The sequence below is a fragment of the Nonomuraea sp. NPDC052634 genome (assembly GCF_040678535.1).
GTDB classification, from domain to species: Bacteria; Actinomycetota; Actinomycetes; order Streptosporangiales; family Streptosporangiaceae; genus Nonomuraea; species Nonomuraea fastidiosa.
Genome location: NZ_JBFATY010000023.1, coordinates 1 through 22,296, shown reverse-complemented (window position 1 = coordinate 22,296; position 22,296 = coordinate 1). Strand labels below are relative to the sequence as shown.

Sequence of the window (22,296 nt, the reverse complement as noted above, 5' to 3'; positions counted from 1 at the left end):
GTGTCACAACTCGACATGATCGCGGCGGCTCTTCGCGTCACGCCACACGACCAGCGGCAACACCGTGAAGATCACGATCTACGGCTGCCGTATCAAAGAGAAGCATGGCTACGCGCTGCACTGCAGGTAGGAGCGCGAGAGACACAGGCATCCTGCCGAGTTCGGTACTCTTGATCACGACCGATTCGGTCAAGGCGCGATGGGCGTTCCGGTGCCTATCGATGAACTTGTTAAAAGCCGCTACGGTCATCGCCCATACGGTGACGGTGTTCAAAGCCGTGACGGTTCCGTGGCGAGGCCGGTCGATCATGGCTTCGTACTCACCTACTAAATTTCCGGGCCCTATGATGGATGCGATATGTCCCGGGCCGGGGGCATAGTAATGGATGACTTTCGCGAAGCCATTTCTGATGAGCATGACTCGATTAGCAGGCGAGCCGGCCTGCATCAGATCTTCGCCGCGGTTGTAATGCAGCTCATCGCTGAAGGCTTCGAACTGGCGCTTCTCCTCTGGCTCTAGAGCGTTCCAGTAAACTGCGGCGCGGCCGAGGTTCGTATAGGCGTCGTACCACCTCCGCGCCTCACGGTTGTCATAGATCATCAGAATATCCACTTCGGTCGACCGGCCACCTCCCAGAGTCGGGTGGGGTCATCTATCGTGATCAGCTTGTTGTTCCTGCTGATAATTCGGTTCTGGCGCCACCTTTTCAGTATGGCCGCGACCGTTGACTCGCTTACACCTATGCATGCCGCCAGTTCGGCCCGCGTCAGAGGGGTCGTCATTGCCGAAGATGCGTTTGAGGTGTCGGTTCCGCTGTTCAGGTCGAGGAGGAGAAGCGCCAATCGCTGTGGAGCCGACAGAGCATGATGGGCAAGCCTTGCCCTGTTAGCTGCTCGGGTGTAGCGCACGAGTATGCGCGAGATTATCTCCCACGCTTCCGGATACTCTCGAAGGTATCCGAGGAAAGCGGCGGAAGGCAGCCGGCGAGCAGTCACGCGCTCAGCCGCGCGAACAGTCGCTATCCGATCGCCAGGATCGAGCACCTCGAAGATTCCTACGAGAGACCCAGGGCTGTAGAGGGCCACCACTACCTCGTGCCCTCGAGCGTCGGCCGCGATGACCTTGACTCTTCCTTCCTCGATGAGCCAGACGCTTTCGGGGGGATCGCCTGCCCGCAGGATCGTCGCCTTAGGTTCGAAGACCTGCAGGTATCCGTCGATCTCCTCGAAGCCGGCACGCGCTCGCTTGCTGAGAGCTGAGAGAAATGGGGGAGGTACGGCGCCGTTCTCCCAGGGGCGTCGGCCGCACATGTTGTTGATCCTCACTACGTCTAGCCTGTAGGGAGTGTCGCCGCTACTAGCAGCCACGAAACAAAGACGATCACGCTGCCGATGGCCGCCTTGGCCGCTGTGGGCCGTGTCCGGGGGTGTGTGGCCGAGCGGAGCCAGAGGACGGCGGCTACTGCAAGGAGCGTTACAGTGATGATCAGCAGCGTAAGGGCAGCCCAGCCGAGCACTGATCTGCTCGTCCAGGTTGCTTGCATGAGGCCGGTCTGCGTAGCCAGGCCGATCACGGTCGTTCCGATGGCCGCTGCGGATATCTCCTGAAGTCGATTGACCGACATCAATCCTCCCAGTCCCGACTTTGGGACAGGATTCGCCATCATGCGGTCAATCTGCAATCACATGCACGACGGTTTGAGGGCGTGGTTCAGGACGGTTGACATGTCGTGTACATGACATGTCAACCATCTAAAACTGCACGTGAGGGCTCTGCTAAGAGGTCGTTCTTGGCATTGATGCTTTCGTCTGAACGGTAGTCGCGGCCCAGGAGAGGCCCAGCTTCACGCCTTCGGCGAGGGGGCCTCCTTGGGCCAGTTCCCAGAGGAAGCCGGCGGCGAAGGCGTCGCCTGCTCCTGTGACGTCCACTGCTGTGGTGGGGATGGCGGGGTAGTGGGTGCGCTGGCCGGAGGAGTGGACGGTGACGCCGCCGGCCCCTTCGGTGACGATGGCGGTGGCGTCCTCGGGGATGGTGGTGAAGTCGTTGCGGGAACCGATCAGGTAGCGCATGGCGGGGGTTGTGCCTGGGGGGACGCTGGTGACGAGGGCTCCTGCGGCTGCCATGGTCTGGGCGGGGGCGGTGAAGGGGGCGTGCCAGGCGGCGAAGTAGACGATGTCGCCGGGGGAGACCTCGTTGACGGGGATCGTGATGGTGTGGAGCAGGTCGGGGTGGATGCCGATGATCGTGCGTTCGCCGTCGGGTTCGATGAGCAGGACCACTGAGGATGTATGGCCCGGTAGGAGCTGGACGTGGTCGACGTTGACCCCGGCCTCTGTGAGAGTCGTCGTCATGTTGCGGCCGGCGGCGTCGTCCCCGATGTAACCCACCATGTGGACGCGGCCTCCGGCTCGGCTGAGTGCGACGGCGACGTTGGCTCCGGTGCCGCCCGGGCGTTCGACGCTCTCGCTCGCCTGGACGAAATGGCCGCTGGGCGGGATGTGATCGACGTATAGCGCCAGGTCCCAGGCGATGGGGCCGATGATCCAGAAGTCAGCCATATGCGGCCTGCCGCATGGCGCGCAGCCCTTCGGCGAGGGTGTCCAGCTCTGGCGGAAGCGCGACTTGCGATGTCCAGGGGATGTTCGCCGCGTCCTGGCGGCAGTTCAGGATGCCTCCGACGATTGCAGCCACGGTGTCAGTGTCCCCACCTAGACCGACCGCGTACCGCATGGCTTCTACCGGTTCGTCGTGGAGACGCAGGACGTGGAGGATCGCGCCCAAGGTGTCCATGACGTCGAGGGTCACGCCGTCCGGGCCGGGTGCCCAGTCTGTGGGCATGGGGATCTCGAAGTGGTCCAGTTCTTCGCGGGCGATGGTGATGAGGTCCTCGGTGGGGCAGTTTTCCAGGGCCCACGATCCCATCGCTGCTACGGCGCAGGCGGTGGCGATGGCGCGTGGGTCGGCGTGGGTGGTCTTCGTCATGCGTACGGCCAGGTCGCGACGGCGGGCCGTCTCCGTGGCGGGTGTGGCCCAGCCGATGGGGAGCACGCGCATCATGGCGCCGTTGGTGGCGCCGCCCTCGGCCGTTGTTGCTCCGGTGGCTGCGAAGCGTTCCACGGCTCTGCGGGTGGTGGGGCCGGCGCCGCGCATGGTCGGCAGGGCCGTGGCCAGGGCTTGGAGGAAGGCCGTCTCTGAGCCGCCGGTGTCGATGAGGTTGCGGGCGAGCAGGATGAGCTGCTCGGTGTCGTCGGACGTACTGCCGAGCGGCCAGTCGTCCCGGGTGGGGAGCGTGTCGGTGAGGTGGATGTCCTGCGGTGGTCTGCCTTCGTAGGGGACGCCGAGGGCGTCTCCGCAGCAGAAACCGATCAGGCCGTTGAGGATGCGGTGTGCGGGCGGGGTCATCTGGTCCGGGAAGAGCTGGGTGAGGACGCCGAAGCCGCCCCAGGCGATGGCGCGGCGTCCGCGGTCGGCGTACTGGATGCGTTTACGGCCCGGTGGGGCGAGGCGGGCCAGGGAGAGGCAGGCGGAGGCGACGTCGTACGGGGTGCCGTGGTGCTCGAACTCCCGCAATGCCTTCACGGTCAGGCCCCACGCGCCGGCGTGGTCGCCCTCGGCGCGGCGGATGTCGCCTTCGCTATGGGTGACTTTGGCGGCCAGGAGGCCGTCGCCGAGGTCGCGGGCCATGCGACCGGCTTCGGCGAGGGCGTGTGCGGCTTGCCTGGTCTGCCCGAGGCCGCAGTGGGCCTTGCCGAGGCCGTGCAGGGACTGGGCGATGCCGCGGGCGTCTTCGGAGGCTTTGCGGATGGCGAGGGCTTCGGTCTGGCTGTCGAGGGCGGTCTGCCAGGTGCCGGTGGCTTCGGCGACGAGGGCGGCGTCTTGGAGGAGGCCGGCGTACAGGGCTTGGTCGCGCTGGTGGGCGGGGCGTGCTGCCACGTCCTGCAGGGCTTGGTTGATGAGGTGGTGGGCTCGTTCGACGTTGCCGGAGAAGTACTCGATCTCGCCCAGGAGCTTGAGCCAGGGCGCCGGGTCTGCGGAGGTGTTCATGCCTTCGGTGGCGTGCCGGCGGCCGGAGGCGAAGCGTCCGCGGTAGAGCTCGATTTCGGCGAGGCGGAACAGGAAGCCTTCGCGGGCGTCGTCGCCGGTGAGGGCGAGTGCTGCTTGGGCGAGGTGTTCGGCGTGGTCGAAGTCGCCGCGGCAGAAGGCCGCTTCGGCGCGGACGAGGACGGCGTGGGCGGAGCTGAAGGGGAGGCCGTCGATGAGGGCTTCGGCTTGGGCCCAGTTGCCGAGGCCGAGGTGGGCGCGGGCGACCCGGTACAGGCAGCGGCCTTTGTCCTCGTCGCTGTCGATGTGCAGGTCGCTGAGGAGGGTGGCGAGGGCGCGGCAGCGGTCGAAGCGGCCGGTGGCCAGGCTGCGGTCCATCAGCGCGACCCAGGCCGCGACTCCTTCGCTGGAGTCGAGGTGGCTGAGGTGGTAGGCGGCTTCCAGCTCGGCGGTGAACTCCTCGCGCTCGCCGTAGTGCCGGGCCAGGACCTCGTGGGCTTTACGGATCTCGTCCGGGCGGACGCGTTGCAGGGAGCGCCGCAGGATGGAGTGCATGGTGTACGCGCCGGTGCCGCTGGCCGTGCCGCCTCGGATGGGGGAGATGAAGGAGTAGGCGGTCAGTTTGGCGAAGGCGCTGCGGTCGCAGGGAAAGTCGAGGGCCTGGCCGAGGTGGTGGAAGGTCTCGGCGGTGAAGGCGCGGCAGGCGCTGACGGCGAGGATGCCGTACTCGGCCTCAGCCGGTGTGTATTGCAGGAGTCGGCTGGCTAGGTCGCGCTCTTTGTCGATCGGGGTTGCGAAGTCGCCGGGGTTGAGGCGGGGGCCGGCGGCCAGGGCCACATCGGCGCACAGGCCCAGGAAGTAAGGGTGTACCTCGTTGGGCGCGGTGGAGGCGTAGCTGATCAGTGCCTCGTGGGTTGCCGGGTCGGTGATGCCGGCGAGGGTGAGGTACTGGGTGGCGTCGGCTGTTGTCAGATGGCCGACGAGGCGGTGGTCGATGTACTGGTCGGGGATGGGGTAGACGGGGGCGTTGGGCCATGGTGGGCGGGTGCGGCCGGCGACGATGGCGATGATTCCGGCGCCGAGGTCGAGGTGGCCGAGCAGGCAGCGCAGCCATTCATCGCGCATGAGTTTGTCGGCGTGGATGAGGCTGTCGGCGTCGCCGATGGCTTCGCCGTAGAACGCCTCGTGCGTGTCGAAGAGCAGCACGATCCGGGCGTGGTCGGCGGTGGCCTCGTTCAGGTCCTGGGCGAAGAAGCGCGGTAGTTCGTGGAGCAGGTCGGGTTCGGGGACGAGGCTGAGGATGTGGTCGGCGTCTTCGTGGGAGAGGCGGCGGCGCATGCGGCGGCGGGTGAAGGTCTCGTCCAGGCGCGAGTTGAGCAGCTGCAGCAGGTGGTGGCCGACGCGCAGGATCGGCAGGGTGAGGATGGCGTCGGCGATGTCGAGGGCGATGTCGACTTCGCTGCGGGGGAACAGCTCGGGGATCCGGTGGGCGATGTCGAAGCCGAGCTTGTGCAGGTAGGTGATGGCGGCGAAGTCGAAGCGCGGGGTGGCGATGCGGTGCCGGGCGAGCTGGCGTTTGAGCATGAACAGCCCGGAGAACGCCTCCTGGGGCCGGTTCTCGCCCGCCGGCCGTGCGCCGAAGTCGATCCTGGCGACCGGGACGGGGCGGCCGTGTTCGGCGAGGCGGTCGAGCAGTTCGGTGTCGTCGGCGTCGCGGATGTCCTCCCAGCGGTCTGTGCGCAGGCAGGAGCGTTTTTCGAGGTGGCGGAGGAGGAGTGATTTGCCGTTGCCGCCGAGGCCGTGGAGGTAGAGGATCCGTTCGGGTGGTGGGTCGTCGTTGATGAGGGTGACGACGTGGCGGGTGAGCTCGAAGCGGTTGGCGAAGAGTTCGAGCGAGCGGTCGTGCGCGACGATGGAACGGGCTGCGCCGTTTGGAAAGATCGGCATGGGTCAGCCCTGTGCGGTTGTGAGTTGCAATGTGGTGTCCCGTCCCGGGTAGACGAGCGTTTCAGAAGCGTTGTACGGCAACCCTGGTTGCCAAGGTGATTGCCTCGATCGGTTTTACACCGGACGCCGGGCCACTTCCACTTGGTTAGGCTGGCTCGGGTGTACATTTGTGCAGCTGCCCGTAACGTTTCCGGGCGATAGTGAGCAACTGCGTCAAATCACTCACGGGGTCTCGCCCATTCCTCACTTCGGACAGGTCCACACTGATCCACGGTCGCTTGTCTCCGCATCGGAACAGCATCATCGTGTAGTACGGCCTCGTGCGTGGCATACGCTCGGTATAAGCAATAAGTCCAGTGCCGAGGTCTTTCGGGAGAGCCGCTAGTTGGTGTTCGCCGAAGTTCTCGCGTGCGGTGTCCAGGACGTTGTCGCCGTCTCTTATCGACCACAGGAGAGAAAGCCGGTCATAGTCATTGCGAAGCGCGCATTGCCCGTGGGTCGTAGGTACGCCGGTCTTACGCTCCTCGATCGCCACATCGAGGCCGGTGATCTCCCGGACTGCCTGCTGAGGAAGGAAGTCGCACCAGTAGGGTGAGGAGTCCACAACCGGACTGATCGAAGCCGTGGCCTCTGGGCTGGGCGAAGGTGCAGGATCGACGTCGGTGCAGCCGGCAATCAGCGCGAGGAACAGTGCCAAGCCGACGACTGCGCCGCGAGACGGTCGGACTATTCGAGATGGCATATCAATATCCAGTGATGTTGAGGTTGTCGTGCGTTTTATCGCGGGCTGTGCGCACAGTGTTGGCCAACTCGTTCGAGGTGCTCTCGATGGCGGAATGCCGACGTGCCCATTCCATGAAGTCGTCGAACGTCTTGGGGTCGGCCATGATTTCATGGATAGGTTTGAGCTTCGGCGGCTGATCGTCGGTGACATAAGTGGAGCCCTTGGCGTCCCTCATAGCCTCTTCTGACCACTCGCCCGTAGCGATCCTCGCACTGATGACAGCACTCTGCATCAACCAGTCAACCATTTCATTCTGATCGGCGGCGGTACGCAGAGCCTCGCCTGAGGTGACACTGGTCTGAATCATGCGATTGACGATGTAGGCCGAGAGCTTGTCGAACGCGACCTCGGCGCCTTTCCCGCCGACCAGCCCGCCGAGTTCTCCCGCGACTTTCGTGCCGAGGCCGCCGATGGGCGAAGTGAACAGCGCGAACGCGGAATTCAGCGTGTCTTTCACATCCTTCTTCGTCTGCTCCTCGTCCCAAGCGTTGGCCAGTAGAGCCAGCCTGCGTGCTTCCACCAGGTGGCCGAACACCTTGGCCTCGGGGATGAGCTGCTCCTTGATCCCCTTGTCGCCGCTGGTCGGGTAATGGTCGTTGACCCGATCGACTACACGAGCCGCTTCGGCGGCCTGAAGCTCGACCGCGGCGTCTCTATCGCTGCTCACCAGCACCAGCAGGCGATCCAGCTCGGCCTTGCTCAAGCCGTCGAACCCTTCGGACTTGGTGATGTAGGTGCCGTACACCTGATCGATATGTGAGGCGAGGGCGCTGCCGACAGGCCGCCTGAGGAAGCTCAACTCGTCGTACAGCTTGCGGTCGGCAATGGTGAGCCGGTCGTTGTCATCCGGCCGGAACACCTTGTCGGCGTGCACCTTGAGGGTGTTCAGAGCCTCAGTGGTCAGGGACAGAGATACCGAGTCCTTTCCCGTCGTCGCCTTGCGCAGCGCCTCTGCGAACGGGTCGGTGTTGCCGTGGAAGTGGAACGCGCCGAGGCGGTCAGTCAGCATGTACGACAGGACTGACTGCTTCCACCCGGCTGGTGTGTGGTTCAGCAGAGCTTGAGCGGACTTCGCGTTGCTCGACGCCGCGTGGAACAAATCATCGATGACTGCCGAGCCGCCTCGATGCGGAGACTGGCTGACGGGCTGCTTGGCGGGCCCCATCGAAGGTGTCGAGGGAATCATCCACCTGGCGACGCCGAGCACAGTGGCCAGGTCTGCCATGGGCACTTGCCGGCTGCCCAAAGCGCTACCGATCGCGTCTTTGGATGCTGCCCACCGATCCTGGAACTTCTCCTTCTCGAAGACGATCGCGTCTCGTCCAACGACCTGCATGAACTTCTCTGAGAACGGCGGCTTCCCATCGCCGGCTCGCCAGATCAGCGCCTGAGCTTGGTAGCCGAAGTAGGTGGTGCCGTCCACCTTGAATTCGGTGCGTCCGTGCTTGACCAGCTCGTCGAGGAAGGCGTCGCCCATGTAGGCGGGGTCCTTGGGATTGGTGCCCTTGGCGAGGGTGGTGGCGAGGAGCCGCATCGCCTCCTGGGCCTGCTTGGCCGACGCACCGGCGTTCCCTCCTGCGGCATCGGCACGGAGTTGGGCGGCGATCGCGGCGGACACTTGCGTCATTCCTTTGGCGCCGAGCTGTCGGAGGAACGTCTTGGTGAAGGACGAATCCTGGGCTTTCGCGGCGTAGGCCTGTAGCTGTTTCAGCGCATTCTTGTCTCCGGCGGCTGCAGCCTTGGCTGCCTTGGCCGCGAGCGTGCCATCGAGCTGTCCTTGGGCTTCGCGGAGGGAGTCCGGCACGGTGATGAAGGAGCCGGCCGCGGTGGAGGCGCCGAAGGCGATCTTGTGGCGTTCCATCTCGCGCACGATGCTCTGGCGCTTGCGGAGGTCTTCGGCCTCCTGGCCGACCTGTGCCGCGAGCTTTCTGATGCGTTCGGCCGGTGTGGTGTCGAGGCCGGCGCCGGCGAGTTCCGCATGGAGGCGGGCGGCCAGTTCTTGCATCTGGGTGGCGGCTGCCGTGTGGCGGGCGACGAGCGTGTCGAACTCCGGCAGCTTGACCCCGCTGTAGCTCATTGCGCTCTCGCCGCGGCGTCTTTGGCCATGGTGACGGCCTGCGTGAGCATCATGTGCAGTTCGTGCTGGTAGTTGTGCACTGCTTGGCCGAAGCGGTCGCCCGTCGGTCCGACCCATGCGCGGGCTTCCATGAGCCGGCAGGAGGCGTGCAGGACCCACCAGTTGTCGTCGGACAGTTTCTGGATGCGTTGCACCGCCGCTTGCATGAGCTCACGATCAGGACCGGGCATGCCGCTTTCCTCGTGCAACTGTCAAGGGCCCCAACCGACGATAACTCCGCACGCTTTGGATGCCTCGTTAACCAACTTTTTTGTGATTTCTCCCGGCATGTTTGATCCACCGAGGAGGGGGCGTGCGTACAAGAAGGAGCTCTTGTATGCGGGGCGGTCGCAGGGATGTCGTGGGTGCCGCCATGACGTGGATCACGGTCGTCGGACGCGCATCTCGTTTGGTGTTCCCGTCTCGACGGAAGGCGGCGTGGCCACGGAGGGAGCCCCGGAGCCGGCTTCGCGTGTTGACTATCGCGATCGCCGCCCTCTACAGGCAGGGGCCCAGTAGCCCGACAGGGCCGTGACTGGGTAGGCCACGACGCACTCGAGAGCGTTTGAGGTGGGACGACGCGTTCAAGATCGTCCCCCATATGTCCCCAGGATTCTGACCTACGGCTGCACATGGCTGCACTCGGCTGCCTACGAGGGTCCGGAGAAGCAAAAGACCTGCGGTTGTGAAACCGCAGGTCAGAGGCCGAAATGGCTGGTCAGACGTGGTGCCCCCGGCAGGATTCGAACCTGCGGCACCCGCTTTAGGAGTCAGATGAGCGCGTACGACGTTTTCCCAGCTCAGTGAGCTGTTCTTGAGATGGCTGGCGCAGACGTGCGCACGTATTTGGCACAGCCAGAAGTGAGGCGCCTCGCGATGAGAGGTTCTACGGTTCGGAAGTCCTCCAAGGGCTCGAGTACGTCCTCCCAAGGTGACCGCCCCCGCGTGCGTGGGGCCATTGCATCCGTCCGCGAGGCGCTTCAGATCCGGAGATCATTGTGTTTGTGTGTGGGGGTGCTCTGGTGGAAAGTGTGACTGACTGACTTGAGAGGTAGGGCCGTACCTGAGTGCGCGGAGAGCGCAGTCCCTCGATATGCATACTTTCGGCGAACGAGGCATAACAGTCGGCTTCACGCTCAGGCTGTAAGACAATCGGTCTAGACCGCTGCTCAACGAGGGGCGGCCAAGCTGATCAGTCCACACCCGTATCCCCTCGCCCGTCCGATGCCGCATGTCAGCGCTTCGCGCAGCAGTTGAGGGTCGGTCACCTGCATCAAGCCTTCCAAGGTCACTGTTTGCAGCGTCACCGGCTTCTTCTCGGCGTCCGATCGCCAGAATCGGAGGCGCTTGCTCTCCCGGATCTCTACCGCGAATGGGGTGGAGATCTCCGAGGGAGGATCGATTTCGGGCAGTGGAGCGGATCCAGGCAGGAGTTCGAACCCCCACTTGCCAGCTCGTTCCGCGAACCATGAGATTTGGCTGTGGGCGCCGACCAGCGGGATGACCTTGCCTCGTACCTTGGCCTTGGTGTCTCTCGCTTCGGCTCCCGGGTGTAGCGACTTGACGGGGTTGATTGTCACGCGGAACACGTAGCGCTGCCCGGCAGCCAGGCGGTTCAGCAGCGGGAGGTAATCCTTGGTCTCGAAAGGGCGATCTGACTCAGGCCAGCCGTAGAAGTCCGTGACGTGGTGCAGGTCTGGCTTGTCCGGCGACACGATCCACAGCACCGGCCGGCGATGGTCGTCGCTGTCCAGCCGCCAGAGCACGCGAGGGCCCATCGCGCCATCCGTGGCAGGAGAAATCGGGAAGGCCTGCATGACGGCGGCGTGGATCTTCTGGGGGTTGCCCAGGAACTTCACGGCTCCAAGCCGTCGTGGATTGATGAAGGCACGGGTGAGATACATGTCATCCATCCAGCAGGTCCATGGCGGCATCTCCGGTGAAGCCGTAGCCGGCCTTCTGATGCGGCGGTAGGTCCTGCACATTCACTATGTCGTGGTGCACCGGCCGGTGCGCGAACTTCCGATCGAACGGTGCCCCTCCCGCTGAGGGAAGGTCATCCAGCAGTTCCTCGCCGTCGGGTTGATCGAGTATCAGCGCCAGGGACATGTCCTCGGGGCGCTGCCGCCACGGAGACACCTGCCAGGAAATGGCCTCGCGCAGTACGGTCTCCAGGCCTGGGGTGTCGTGCAGCAGGGAGACGAACACGGGCTTGTCCGGTGGGCAGGAGCGACGTCCCAGGTAGAGGGGATAGCGCGGGCTGCGCAGGGCAGCCGCAATGCGCTGAAGCAGGTCGCGCTGATCCTCCCTATCGCCGGCGAGTGCTGCGACGAAGACGGCGTCTTGGAGGTAGTACCGACGGGATACTTTGCTCTGACCAGGCGTCAGGGATTTACCGTCAGCGGTGGGCAGTCGTTGTTCCCGTGGGTGCAGCGGATCATGCGAGGCCGCTGACATGGTGTGGTAGTCGATGAGGAGCTTTCCCGGGCGATCGACGCGTACGCCGAACTGCAGCTCTGCCAACGCGGAGAGGTCTGTTCCTCGGGGCCACCCCATGGCGCCGGCGCACAGCCCGATCACGCCGGATTTCGTGGGGTGGCTGAGGGTGCCTCGCACGTTGTACCGCGTGCCACCGCCCCAGGACTGGAGCGGTCCGCTCAGGCGTAGGACGAGTACGTCAGTCATGCTCTATGCCGATCACGCGTGCCAGGGCATCACGAGTTGCTGCCAGCCCTGCGGGGAGCGGCTGGGGAGCGGGTAGCCCTGGGATCTGACCCTGCTCGTAGTCGTCGCCGAGCCAGGCCGGGTAACTGGTCGTGTGGTATGCGGGTGCAGTGCCGTAGAGCTCGTCCTGCTCCCGGTAGTAGCGAACGAGAGCAGACACGGAACGCCCTAGGTAGCCGACGGTTTCGCCGTCGTAGCGTTCGGCCTGGACAGGACGTTCGAAAGCGCCCACGAGGCTCACCGGTTGGTCAGTCCGTACGGAGAGCAGGACGAAATCCGGCCGGGTGTTGTTGGCGAATGTGGCCCGCTTGCCTGTCGGCATGCTGAGGAGGAAAGCCTTGGCGAACTCCACGGCTACGTCAACGGCGAAGCGTTGATCCGAGTCCAGGTTGTCGATCAGGCTCCGCATGTCGACCGTCGCGTAGCGGTACATGGTGGCCGCGTTGAATTCGACGGTGCCGATCATTCCCGCGCCGGTCTCGTCAGCGGCCTCGTCCGCGTCATCGACGGCCGTGTAGTAGTCGAATTGTGCCTCGACCGCGTGCGTGGAGATGGCATGCGCCACTTGGCATGCGGCGTCCACGTTCAGGGTCGGATCGGTCGCGATCATTCGGCCGAATAGCGCGACCGCCGGCGGATGGCCGCTGGTGACGGCGTCTCGAAGCTTCAGATCGTTGAGGGTCTTGGTGAACTCCTTCGTGTTGCCGACCGTCTTCAGGACTCGCTCTGTGTCCTGGAGGAGGACATCGACTATGCGGGCACGTTGGGCATCGCCGAAGAACAGGAGGAACTCGGTAGCGGCGCGCCCGCTCTTCTTCGGCGTCTTGACTCCGAAGAGAGCCGTCACCGTGGCCTCGGCGATTTCGGCCGCGCGTTCGCCGAGTTGAGGCTGCCGTTCCAGCAGGTCTTCAGCGAGGATCGTCGGCAACCTCCTGGTGCGCTGCGAAGGCTGGAAGTCTGCTGCGAGTTCCAGTTGTTTCCGTGCGGCGCGCTTCCAGGCTTGTGAAGAGACTCGCATCCGCCGCGCGCCACCATACAGAGCGGTTTTGGGGCTGCCGTTCTCATCGCGGTTGATGTTGGCCGGCGGCACGGGCTGAATCGCATGTACGTCCAGGAACACCATGGACCCTCACTCCTTGTTCGTGTCTGTTAGTTCTCTGCGGAGAACGGCTTGTAGAAGTCGCGCCCCCAACGCAGAGCTGTCGAACCGCGGGAGGGCGCGTAGGCCCATGCCGCTAGATCCGAGATGAACTGGACGTAGTCCAGGGAGATGGACGCCTGGCGCAGCATCGGAACCAGGCCGCGTGCGTGACCCACAAGTTCGGCCACGGAAACCGAACTCATCGCTGCTTCCAGCCGTCGCACGACTCCTCGATTGACCGCCTCGAACTGCGGTGTCGATGGACTGAACTCGCGCCGTTCCAGATCTTGCGCTTGTAGCTGGGCGAGCAGTCGGCCGGCTTCTCCGAAGGATCTCCTGGACGGCTTGTGCATAGGTTGCTCTTGCGACTGCTGATGGACGGCGAAGAGACCCAGGCCGTAGTGAATCGCGATCTCCCATGCCCGTGCTTCCCGATCATCATCCCGCTCATCGGGGTCACTGAGTACGTTCGCGATCTGCATGGCCAGGACCGGCATGGTATCGGGCGAGTGACTCAACCCTTGACGCCACCTGCTGAGAGTCGCCGGCGCGTCGCTGCGCAGCTCATCCTTCGACGAGTCGAACAATGCTGCTAGCTCTTGGTGCAGCCGGTCCCTGCGTTTGTCATTCAGGCCTCTACGGCGCGATGTCATTGGCGCTGTCACCCCTGCCCTCCATCCCGGTCCTGCTTGCTAATCATGGTTCTGAGCTCTCGGCAGCAAGGCGAGCAGTACCTGAGTGAACCGATGGTGAGCGATCGCGAGATTGATCGGTTCCGGTCGGCCCCCCTTCTTCGGAACGCGCATGCGGGTACGAAGCGCGGTCGGGGGCGCATCGTCCACGATCGACTGCGCCAGTCGCTGGGCTTCCGTTCGGACACGGTCATGCCACTCCGCTCGGTAGGCATCTGCGGCCTCTTCATCGCGAAGCTTCGCTATCCAGGCGCGGAAGGGCTGATCCAGCACGAGATAGAGGCGATTCTGAGCGCTGTTTCGCCGAGCGACCTGGACGCTCTCATCGCCGCCCGAGCACAGCACGACATCGGCCGCGAGCTGGCCAAGCGCGTGCGCCACCCGCGACGAAGCCTCGACGCACTGGACAGCCATCGCGTCGAGACCCTCTCTACCTGTCGGGCGTAGAAGCGCGACCGGCAGAGGGAGAACATCTGTGTAGGTCTCTTCGACCACGGAACTTTGAGTCCCATAGACCACGCCGTATGCGCGAAGCTGCAGAACCTTGTCCTTGGGCAGCCTCACTGATCGCAGGTGCGTCAGCACATGCGGCGCCATAGAGCGGGGACCTCCGTCACCCTTCTCGAACCGCCGTCCCAGGATGCCCCCCAGACCACGCCACAGTTGTTGCCCCGGGCGGTGTCGAGATGGGCGGTAGCGAGCGCTGCTCGCCGCATCGTCCACTGCGTACCACGCAGTGTGCGGCTCCAGACTGTCGAGGGTGCTTTCGTCCTTCAGGCGGTCGCCGGCGCAGACGAGGGCCTGGCGGACGGCTATCTCGCTGTCCTTGCGTTCGGGGAAGAGCCGGACGCGTCGGCCGGGCCACCCGTAGAGATCGAGGACACCGTGCGGCAGCCGTGTCGGCCAGGCAGCGGTCAGCGGATCCCGTTCCCAAGGAGGGGTGTCGTCCGCCGGGGAGATGTCGTCGTTGAGGACGAGCAGGTTGTACATGAGCGTTTCCCACAGGGTTGTTCCTGTCGGCGTGAGTACGCCCAATGAGCCAAGAAGCCCCGTGCGGTTGCCCGTCGTCTTGCCCTGCTTGGCCTGAGGATCACCCTTGGCACCGGTCTTGATGCCTGCGGTGTCCCAGCAGTGGACGTGCAGTAGCCAGCGGGCGGCCTCGGGCGGGGTGAGTGCAATTGGCTGTCGCTCTGCCGACTGCGAGAAAATCGGGACGTTGTTACCGCTGGCGGCATAGGGGATCAGCAGGCCGGCCGGCTTCGTACCGCCGCTCAGACTGGTCAGGCCGCCGACCTGCAGGAACGGTTGCTTGGGGTGGAAAAGGTCGAAGCGGTCGCGCCAGGTATCCAGGTAGTTGTTGATGGGCTCGGCTGGGAAGTAGCCGAGTGAGTGGAGGTACTCCCAATCACCTTTGTTCCTTGGCTGGGACTCGTACTGCTTTCCATCGCGCATGCCGAGCGCGCGATGGAGGACAGCCAGCAAGAATCGGATCAGCGCGGGGTACTGAGTCGGGGCCTCAACGCTGAGATCCCGAATCATGTGCGCGTTGAGCAGTAAGTCACGAAGGGAAGCGGTCGCTGATGCCCCGCTGATCGTGATGTGGTCGAGCCACGGTTCGTCTACCAGGTTGAACGAAGACTCCGAGGCCGATGAGTTGGGTTCGCTAATCGGTCCACCCCATTTCCGTGCTGTAGGTGAAGCTCTTGGAGCCGTGGCGTACTCTCCCGGTCGCCTTGCTCAACATGAGTACACGAAGGGACCGACACCATGGAGCGTTCCGCCATTTCGATGGAGACTGCAATTGGCTTTCGTCCACCATCCGGAACGGGAGACGAATCGCTTGACCGAGCACTGCCGCCTTCTGCTCTGGTGTGGGCGTGCGGTCGAGCGGAATCACCACCGGCTCGCCCTTCGACACGGTCACCGCGGTCGTCGCATCGACCGTTCGGAGAAGGATCACCTCGATGCTCGGCTCACCGGAACGCACCCGGAGGCGGTTGCCGGCGTCCTCCTCGTCCGCTTCATGAGAGGTGCCTCGTTGTAGTTCGCTGAGATCGGGTGTGATCGGATCTGGCTCTGCGAGCAGCAGCGCGTTGGCCTCTCGCCGCATCTGCGCGAGAACGTCCTGCATCCGGGCCGTGGCCTTAGCCATCAGACCACCCCAGGCGTCCGGGCCGACCGGTCGGTCGCCATACACCTCCTCGATCAGAAGCGGGACGTCGTCCGGAATGCTGATGCGTTCCCTTCCGCGAAGCACAGCCAAGGTACGCAGCAGGAAGTGATGCAGGTATGGACGATCGTCGAAGGTAGGGAAGCCGGGAAGACCGTCCACCTCTTGGAAACCCGTGACGACCATCGTCGGATCATCCAGTCGGCCAGGTCGCGGATTCGGACGCTGATGCCGATGCAGCCTCCCCGCTCTCTGCAGCACGAGGTCGATCGGCGCGAGGTCCGTGATCAACAAATCGAAGTCCACATCGAGCGACTGCTCGGCGACCTGTGTGGCGACGACTACATGCCGGGACGGCCTACTCGGGTTTTCGATGATCTCGTTGGTGACCTTATCGGTTATGGGAGGCCCGAAAGCTTCGGCTAGCCAGTTGTCGAGGCGAGCACGATCGGAGCTGGTGAAGCGCGCATGAAGCAGCGTCACTTCATCGGCACCCAGGCGTTTTCTCAGTTCCCGGTAGGTCTCCTGCGCTCGCGGGACGGTGTTGCGCAGAATGAGAACGCAGCCCCGGTCGGGAATCCATTGCATGACCGATGCATGATCGTTAGTGCCCTGCGGAGCGAGGACGACCCTGATCGAAACGTCACGATAATCGGTCTTCTCTGCGCGAAAACTGCGAGGGGAGGCGGTGGCCTGATCCACGTCCGGGGTTGTTCTGAAGAACGACGCGCTCGCTGTTCTGCTGACTTGACGGTCTGGCGCTGCAACCCAGGTGACCTGCGGATAGCTGGGCGAGTCCTCCCTGGTATCGACATTCCCCGCGTATGCCCTGAGCAGGGCGGAGCGCTGCTCCGTCGGCAGGGTTGCGGACAGCAGCACCACTGGTACCCGATGCACGCCGAGCCAATGCAACACCCGATGCAGGATCCGCGACATGTACGCGTCGTAGGCGTGCACCTCGTCGATCACTACGACCTTGTTCGCGACAGCGAGATGCCGCAGCATCACGTGCGGAGCACTCACGCCGGCGAACAGAAGCTGGTCGATGGTTCCCACCGAGATGGGGGAGAGCAGAGCCTTTTTCCCACCCCTCATCCACTGGGAGGCGGTAGCGGATGCGCTCTCAGAGTCGCCCACTCCTCCGAGAGGCAAGTCCTCGAACCTTTCGTGCTGCCCGGCCTTGCCGTGCACCAGGCCGACAGTAGGAGGAGGCTTCTGCGGCAGGCGTTTCAACCACACGTCCAGGACCCGATCGAAGATGCGGTTGCTCGTGGCCTGGGTGGGCAGCCCGAAGAACAGCCCGATGAATCCGAACCGAGCAGCGAGAACCTCGGCGACGACCAGCGCGGCTTCTGTCTTGCCTTCGCCCGTGGGCGCTTCGACGATGACGAGACCGGGCTGATCCATCTCGGAAGCGACCTGATGCGCGACCAGTTGCGTACTGCGTGGCGTCTTAATGCCGAACCGCTGGGAGTACATCTCTCTTGCGTCAGGGACGCGCACCGGATGCCAGACGGCTTCCAGCTGCATGGTTCGCTGCGTCTGCTTGACCCTGTTCGCCGCCTGTGCCTCGTAGTCGTCAGACCAAGGACCCGCGTAGGGGAACAGGTTCTCATTGGACGCCAGCCAGTCACAGAGAATCACGGCGCCGGAACAGACGACCTGGCTGCCGATGGGAGGGACGTGATCAGCCAGCAGATCCAGAGGAACGCCTGACCGCCGCGTCATCTCCTGGAACAGCTCGCGTTGAACCTCTCGCCAATCTGGTCCCCCGATCTCGGGGGTCAGCATGGGGATCTCGACAGATGCCGGTCGAGGGTAGACCCCATGATGTCCCCCTACGACATTCGCCACCCAGGTGCTTGCCCGCGGAGTCCAGCCGGCCTCGGACGTGAAGAGGTACATGAGGTGTGCTGACACCATGCTGTGCGGCTGCGTCGAGGGGCCGGCTGGGAGAGCGATCACGTCGTTGACCCTGGGGCCGTGCCGCGGGCTCTGACTTTGAAAGCTGCTGGCCTTCCCCAAGTCGTGCAGGGAGGCGAGCCATCGGAATAGGGCCCTGGCCGTCTGCAGGCGTTCTTGCTGAGTCCCAGGAATACCCTCGGCCAGGCGTTCATGGAACGCCGGCGACAGGTAGGAAGCCCAGAGCTCGTCCGCGACCTCCATGGTGTCCACCATGTGCGCGAGGAGCGGGTGCCACTTGCCTTTAGAGGCGCTGCGACCGCGTCGAACTTCATCTGTCTTGCCCCACAGGGCCCGAGCGGCGGGAGTGAGCTTGGGGCTCCGTGGCGGATTCGCGGGGGGACGCGGTGAGACCATGCCCTGGTTTTAGCGCGGCAAAGCGAACGCCACCAAGGTAGTGACAGAGATGAGACAAATCATCATGCCCGATAGCACGCGAACCCTTAAGGATGAACGAAATTGTGATTCCACACTTCCCTGTAGGACCCACAAACGTGTAATGTGACGTTTATTATCCTTCATTCCTTTTGTCTTGATGTTGTCGGGGTGGTGTAAGTGGGTGAGCAGGGTATGCCTCCTGGTCGCCTTCGAAGGACGTGGCAAGGACGGCGCTCCTGGGCGATTCCGCTGCACGACTGAACACTTCTGCTGGAAACTTGACCCGTCATCCTCCAACCGAGTGATCACAGTGTCGAACTTGGGTCAGGCCGCAACTATGCCTCTGAGGTGTCCTGGTGACCGTCCACGCGCTCCCCCGTTGCCCAGCTGATCTACGGGGGTTCCTGACCCGCTGGCTCATGGAAATCTCCCCAGGCGTGTTCATCGGAGGGCCGTCAGCGCGGATACGGGAGCAGCTCTGGCTACAGGTTCAGCAGTACGCCGACACCGGCCGCGCGCTTCTTGCGTACACCACGGACAACGAGCAGGGATTCGCCTTCGAAACGCATGACCACAAGTGGCAGCCGATCGACCACGAGGGGCTTGTCTTGCTCCGAAGGCCGAAGGAACGACAAGAGCGGCCAGAGCCCGAACCGCCTCGCAACTGGAGCAAAGTAGCTCGGCGTCGTCGGTATGGACAGCGCTGACCACGTCGTACAGGCGGTGTCTCATCGCTTAGCACTGGCTTGCCGGGCTGTGTGGGTGATATGTCCGAATATCTCAAAGTGCTCGAAAACGGCCTTGAGTCCAGGTAACCCCGCAGGTCAGCGAGAGTGCTCCCCGCGCACGCGGGGATGATCCCTGCCACAAGATCGGGCCGTCCCAGCCGGAGTTGTGCTCCCCGCGCACGCGGGGATGATCCCGAGACACGGACGCCCTCCATGATCTGCCCGTCGTGCTCCCCGCGCACGCGGGGATGATCCTGGAATGCCAAGCGCATCGAGGGTGGCGCGCCGGTGCTCCCCGCGCACGCGGGGATGATCCCCACGCCCACGCGAACAGGACGGCGTCGAAGAGGTGCTCCCCGCGCACGCGGGGATGATCCCACGCCGCTGACGCCGCGATGCGCCTCTGGGGGGTGCTCCCCGCGCACGCGGGGATGATCCTCCGGGCTGTCCTTACAAGCGAGGGGTCACTGGGTGCTCCCCGCGCACGCGGGGATGGTCCCGCCTTCAAAGGCATCGCTCAGGCTCTGGAGACGTGCTCCCCGCGCACGCGGGGATGACCTACGCCCACTCTCCTGAAGAGACGTCCTCCCAAACGAGGATTGTTCGATCGGCGGGCAGAAGCTGGGCGCGTTTCCGCGGCGGCTTGATGACGAACACGGGAACGCCTTCGGGGATGTCCAGCTGCTTGCGCTCCTCCGGGGACGGCATGCGGGCCGTCACCTCGGCCGAGCGCTCGACGGGCACCCGTTCAGCGGGCACTTGCGGCCGGACGTAGGAGCCTTCACGCTTCACGGTGACGATCAGTCCCTCGCTCCGCAGCACCGCGAGCGCCTGCCGCACAGCCACCCGTCCCAGCTCGTACTGCTGCATCAGCCGGGTTTCTGAGGGGAGCGGCTGACCGGGCTTCAGCCGGCCCGCGGCGATGTCCGCGCGGATGATGTCGGCCAGCTGGCGGTGCACCGGACGATCGGAACCGAAGTCGATCACAACCGTTCATCATCACAACACCACTTCCTCATGTGCTCTGGTAGGCATATGCTCATAAGCGTTTACGTGCACGAACGTTGCCACACCGCGAGGCGGGAGGGCGGGCTAATGGCACAACCGACAAGTCCGGAAGAGGAGGACTGGCCATGTCCGGGGTTCGCCACGCACCCCTGTGACGGGGCGGCGCGTCCGGAGGTCTGGCTCGGCTGGCGCAGCGAGACGCGGAAGGTGAACAGCATCGACCGGCAGCGGGTCATCGCATATACGTGCGCCTGCCGGGAGACCTCGTACGAGTTCCTCGCGGCCGGCGGCATGTACCGGTTCCGGCGCAGGAACCGGAGCGAGCCCGAGGTCGTCGCGTACGCCGGCCCCTGGCATCGGGCCAAGGCCGAGCGGCTCTGGGGGCTGCTGATCGTCGGCCAGGCGCGGTGATGGCATCGCGTCGCGGGCGGACCAGGCGGCCCCCGAGACGACCCGATGGGCGGCCCAGGGCGAGACTTCGCCGGCCGTTGAGTCGGCGTGCATTACCGCGCGTGAGCGGTCGTCCTAGCCTTGAGCGTGTTGTTGCTCGGCAAGGGAGCCTCATGACTCACGGCAAAGCTCAGCCCGCCTACGCCACCCTGGCAGACGACCTCCGCCGGCGGATCGCCGGCGGCGAGTACCCACCGGGCGGGATGATCCCGTCCGAGACGGCCCTCATGCAGGCGTACGGCGTCGCGCGCGGGACCGTACGGCAGGCGCTCGCGGAACTGGAGCGCGAGGGCCTGGTCGTGAGCCAGATGGGCCGGGGCCGCAGAGTGCGGGGCGAGGCCGCCCCGGACGTCCAACCGGCCACCCGCTACGAGGAGGTGGCCGGCGAGCTTCGCGCCGCCATCGAGGCCGGCGAGTTCCCCCCGGATGTGCGGCTGCCTGGTGAACCTGTCCTCGCCGAAAGGTTCGGCACGGCGCGCATCACGGTACGCAAGGCCCTGGAAGTGCTTCAGCAGGAGGGCCTGATCGTCGTCATCCCCAGCAAAGGCCGTTACGTGGCGACCGGCTCGCCACCGGGCAACACGAACAAGAAGGGCTGATCCATGACCAAGACCCCCACCCCCCAGGGCGGGCCTGTCCAGTGAACGGTGTAACTCGGCTTCGGTTTGTTCTAGCGGCGGGTTGCTGACAGTCGGCCTTCGAAGGTGATCTCGAAGGCGTTCAGGGCGGCCTTCCATCGGTTCATCCAGCGTTTGCGGCCCTTGCCCGTCGGGTCCAGGCTCATGACGGCCATGTAGACGCACTTCAGCGCGGCCTGCTCGTTGGGGAAGTGGCCGCGGGCCTTGACCGCCCGGCGGATCCGGGCGTTGACCGACTCGATCGCGTTCGTCGAGCAAATGACCCGGCGGATCTCCACATCGAAGGACAGGAACGGCACGAACTCCGCCCAGGCGTCCTCCCACAGCTTGACGATCGCCGGGTACTTACCGCCCCAGACCTCGGCGAACTCCATGAACCGCTCGAGCGCGGCGGCCTCGGTGGGGGCGGTGTAGACCGGCCGCAGCGCCTTGGCGATGGCGTCCCAGTGCTGGCGTGCGGCGTAGCGGAAAGAAGCCCGCAGCAGGTGCACCACACAGGTCTGCACCACGGTCTGCGGCCAGACCTGCTCGATGGCCTGCGGCAGCCCCTTGAGGCCGTCACAGACCATCATGAGCACATCGGCGACGCCCCGGTTCTTGATCTCGGTCAGCACGTGCAGCCAGAACTTGGCGCCCTCGCCGCCGTCGCCGGCCCACAACCCGAGGATGTCGCGCTCGCCATCGGCGGTGACCGCCAAAGCCACGTAGATAGGCCGGTTGGCGACCTGCCCATCACGGATCTTGACGTGGATGGCGTCGATGAACACCACCGGGTAGACAGGGTCCAGGGGGCGGTTCTGCCACTCGGCCATGCCCTCGATCACCTTGTCGGTTATGGTCGAGATGGTCTGCTTGGACACCTCCGCCCCATAGACCTCGGCCAGATGCGCGGAGATCTCTCCGGTGGTCAGACCCTTGGCGGCCAGCGAGATGACCATCTCATCCACACCCGACAGCCGCCGCTGCCGCTTGCGCACGATCTTCGGCTCGAAGCTGGCGTCCCGGTCACGGGGCACGTCGATCTCGACCGGCCCGACGTCGGTGATAACCGTCTTGGTCCGGGTGCCATTGCGGGTGTTGCCGCTGCCACGACCGGCCGGATCGTGCTTGTCGTAGCCGAGGTGATCGGTTAGTTCGCCTTCCAGCGCCGACTCCAGCACCAGCTTGGTCAGCCGGTTCAGCAGCCCGTTCTCACCGACCAGCTCCAGCCCTTCGGCGCGGGCCTGGTCGACCAGCCTGGCCACCAGCTCGCGATCCGACGCCTCATGCTTTTTCCGCGCCACCGCGGCGTCCTCCAGGTCCATCGCCTCAGATGCCTGGATCACCGTACTCGTCACAGGTGTCTCCTTGATCAGGAGTTACACCGTTGTTTGTACAGTCCCGCGGACACCCCCGTCGTTGTGGTGGTCAGGTAGCGGCAATGGTCTCGTAGTCGGCGGGGCTGCGGTAGCCCAGGCTGCTGTGGAGGCGGTGGAGGTTGTACCAGCCTTCGATGTACTCGAAGATCGCGTGGTGG

At 64.6% G+C, this 22,296-nt stretch carries 18 protein-coding genes, 1 pseudogene and 1 CRISPR repeat array; of the genes and pseudogenes, 3 read left to right on the top strand and 16 right to left on the bottom strand.

The window, feature by feature from the left end:
- Positions 1-37: 37 nt before the first annotated feature.
- From AB0K67_RS40330 to cas3, 13 genes are all read right to left on the bottom strand, one after another.
- On the bottom strand, positions 38-601 hold the full coding sequence (locus AB0K67_RS40330; protein WP_364070884.1) for a Crp/Fnr family transcriptional regulator: 564 nt from the start codon (positions 599-601) through the stop codon (positions 38-40).
- Positions 601-1,326 (bottom strand): Crp/Fnr family transcriptional regulator, encoded by a 726-nt coding sequence (locus AB0K67_RS40325; protein WP_364070882.1) that lies wholly within the window; start codon positions 1,324-1,326, stop codon positions 601-603. The genes AB0K67_RS40330 and AB0K67_RS40325 overlap by 1 nt, the downstream gene beginning before the upstream one ends.
- Before the next feature lie 450 nt (positions 1,327-1,776).
- Positions 1,777-2,559: a PfkB family carbohydrate kinase gene (locus tag AB0K67_RS40320; RefSeq protein ID WP_364070880.1), complete on the bottom strand. Its 783-nt coding sequence runs from the start codon at positions 2,557-2,559 to the stop codon at positions 1,777-1,779.
- Positions 2,552-5,989 carry an ADP-ribosylglycohydrolase family protein gene (locus AB0K67_RS40315; protein WP_364070878.1) on the bottom strand — a complete coding sequence of 1,146 codons (3,438 nt, stop codon included), beginning with the start codon at positions 5,987-5,989 and terminating at the stop codon, positions 2,552-2,554. Before AB0K67_RS40315 ends, AB0K67_RS40320 begins: the two co-directional genes overlap by 8 nt.
- Positions 5,990-6,134: 145 nt before the next feature.
- On the bottom strand, positions 6,135-6,686 hold the full coding sequence (locus AB0K67_RS40310; RefSeq protein ID WP_364070876.1) for a hypothetical protein: 552 nt from the start codon (positions 6,684-6,686) through the stop codon (positions 6,135-6,137).
- 46 nt (positions 6,687-6,732) lie between these two features.
- Complete coding sequence (locus tag AB0K67_RS40305) at positions 6,733-8,850, bottom strand: hypothetical protein (RefSeq protein WP_364070874.1); 2,118 nt, start codon at positions 8,848-8,850, stop codon at positions 6,733-6,735.
- Entirely contained in the window at positions 8,847-9,080 is a 234-nt protein-coding gene (locus tag AB0K67_RS40300; RefSeq protein WP_364070873.1) for a hypothetical protein, read from the bottom strand. The genes AB0K67_RS40305 and AB0K67_RS40300 overlap by 4 nt, the downstream gene beginning before the upstream one ends.
- A gap of 978 nt (positions 9,081-10,058) precedes the next feature.
- Positions 10,059-10,802, bottom strand: coding sequence for a type I-E CRISPR-associated protein Cas6/Cse3/CasE (cas6e, locus tag AB0K67_RS40295; RefSeq protein ID WP_364070870.1), 744 nt, complete (start codon positions 10,800-10,802; stop codon positions 10,059-10,061).
- Entirely contained in the window at positions 10,795-11,574 is a 780-nt protein-coding gene (gene cas5e / locus AB0K67_RS40290) for a type I-E CRISPR-associated protein Cas5/CasD (RefSeq protein WP_364070868.1), read from the bottom strand. Before cas5e ends, cas6e begins: the two co-directional genes overlap by 8 nt.
- On the bottom strand, positions 11,567-12,736 hold the full coding sequence (cas7e, locus tag AB0K67_RS40285) for a type I-E CRISPR-associated protein Cas7/Cse4/CasC (protein WP_364070865.1): 1,170 nt from the start codon (positions 12,734-12,736) through the stop codon (positions 11,567-11,569). The genes cas5e and cas7e overlap by 8 nt, the downstream gene beginning before the upstream one ends.
- Positions 12,737-12,762: 26 nt before the next feature.
- A complete protein-coding gene (casB, locus tag AB0K67_RS40280; RefSeq protein ID WP_364070892.1) occupies positions 12,763-13,407 on the bottom strand; it encodes a type I-E CRISPR-associated protein Cse2/CasB in 645 nt (214 codons plus the stop codon).
- A 39-nt stretch (positions 13,408-13,446) separates the two neighbouring features.
- Positions 13,447-15,072 (bottom strand): type I-E CRISPR-associated protein Cse1/CasA, encoded by a 1,626-nt coding sequence (gene casA, locus AB0K67_RS40275; protein WP_364070889.1) that lies wholly within the window; start codon positions 15,070-15,072, stop codon positions 13,447-13,449.
- Between the two features lie 37 nt (positions 15,073-15,109).
- Positions 15,110-17,935 carry a CRISPR-associated helicase Cas3' gene (gene cas3 / locus AB0K67_RS40270; protein WP_364070862.1) on the bottom strand — a complete coding sequence of 942 codons (2,826 nt, stop codon included), beginning with the start codon at positions 17,933-17,935 and terminating at the stop codon, positions 15,110-15,112.
- 377 nt (positions 17,936-18,312) lie between these two features.
- On the opposite strand from cas3, the gene cas2e reads away from it, so the two are divergent.
- Entirely contained in the window at positions 18,313-18,663 is a 351-nt protein-coding gene (cas2e, locus tag AB0K67_RS40265; protein ID WP_364070859.1) for a type I-E CRISPR-associated endoribonuclease Cas2e, read from the top strand.
- Positions 18,664-18,789: 126 nt separating this feature from the next.
- A CRISPR array of direct repeats spans positions 18,790-19,244; the repeat unit is 28 nt; unit sequence GTGCTCCCCGCGCACGCGGGGATGATCC.
- 220 nt (positions 19,245-19,464) lie between these two features.
- Here cas2e and AB0K67_RS40260 read toward each other — a convergent pair.
- Positions 19,465-19,644: pseudogene (locus AB0K67_RS40260) on the bottom strand (winged helix-turn-helix domain-containing protein); the annotation flags it as partial.
- 255 nt (positions 19,645-19,899) lie between these two features.
- Between AB0K67_RS40260 and AB0K67_RS40255 the strand changes: the two are divergent.
- Together AB0K67_RS40255 and AB0K67_RS40250 are read left to right on the top strand one after the other, a co-directional pair.
- Entirely contained in the window at positions 19,900-20,103 is a 204-nt protein-coding gene (locus tag AB0K67_RS40255; protein WP_364070856.1) for a hypothetical protein, read from the top strand.
- A 152-nt stretch (positions 20,104-20,255) separates the two neighbouring features.
- Complete coding sequence (locus AB0K67_RS40250) at positions 20,256-20,741, top strand: GntR family transcriptional regulator (RefSeq protein ID WP_364070853.1); 486 nt, start codon at positions 20,256-20,258, stop codon at positions 20,739-20,741.
- A gap of 71 nt (positions 20,742-20,812) precedes the next feature.
- On the opposite strand, the gene AB0K67_RS40245 is transcribed toward AB0K67_RS40250, so the two are convergent.
- On the bottom strand, positions 20,813-22,084 hold the full coding sequence (locus AB0K67_RS40245) for an IS256 family transposase (protein ID WP_364070887.1): 1,272 nt from the start codon (positions 22,082-22,084) through the stop codon (positions 20,813-20,815).
- A gap of 103 nt (positions 22,085-22,187) precedes the next feature.
- Positions 22,188-22,296: IS3 family transposase (locus AB0K67_RS40240; protein WP_364070886.1), on the bottom strand; the 109-nt coding region annotated here is incomplete at its 5' end.

Bases quoted from the DNA above. Each gene is read 5' to 3' on its own strand.
- cas3 (WP_364070862.1), bottom strand. From the start codon at position 17,935: ATGGTCTCACCGCGTCCCCCCGCGAATCCGCCACGGAGCCCCAAGCTC.
- AB0K67_RS40245 (WP_364070887.1), bottom strand. From the start codon at position 22,084: ATGGACCTGGAGGACGCCGCGGTGGCGCGGAAAAAGCATGAGGCGTCG.
- cas6e (WP_364070870.1), bottom strand. From the start codon at position 10,802: ATGGATGACATGTATCTCACCCGTGCCTTCATCAATCCACGACGGCTT.
- AB0K67_RS40305 (WP_364070874.1), bottom strand. From the start codon at position 8,850: ATGAGCTACAGCGGGGTCAAGCTGCCGGAGTTCGACACGCTCGTCGCC.
- AB0K67_RS40315 (WP_364070878.1), bottom strand. From the start codon at position 5,989: ATGCCGATCTTTCCAAACGGCGCAGCCCGTTCCATCGTCGCGCACGAC.
- cas7e (WP_364070865.1), bottom strand. From the start codon at position 12,736: ATGGTGTTCCTGGACGTACATGCGATTCAGCCCGTGCCGCCGGCCAAC.
- AB0K67_RS40320 (WP_364070880.1), bottom strand. From the start codon at position 2,559: ATGGCTGACTTCTGGATCATCGGCCCCATCGCCTGGGACCTGGCGCTA.
- AB0K67_RS40250 (WP_364070853.1), top strand. From the start codon at position 20,256: ATGACTCACGGCAAAGCTCAGCCCGCCTACGCCACCCTGGCAGACGAC.
- cas5e (WP_364070868.1), bottom strand. From the start codon at position 11,574: ATGACTGACGTACTCGTCCTACGCCTGAGCGGACCGCTCCAGTCCTGG.
- casB (WP_364070892.1), bottom strand. From the start codon at position 13,407: ATGACATCGCGCCGTAGAGGCCTGAATGACAAACGCAGGGACCGGCTG.
- AB0K67_RS40330 (WP_364070884.1), bottom strand. From the start codon at position 601: ATGATCTATGACAACCGTGAGGCGCGGAGGTGGTACGACGCCTATACG.
- AB0K67_RS40300 (WP_364070873.1), bottom strand. From the start codon at position 9,080: ATGCCCGGTCCTGATCGTGAGCTCATGCAAGCGGCGGTGCAACGCATC.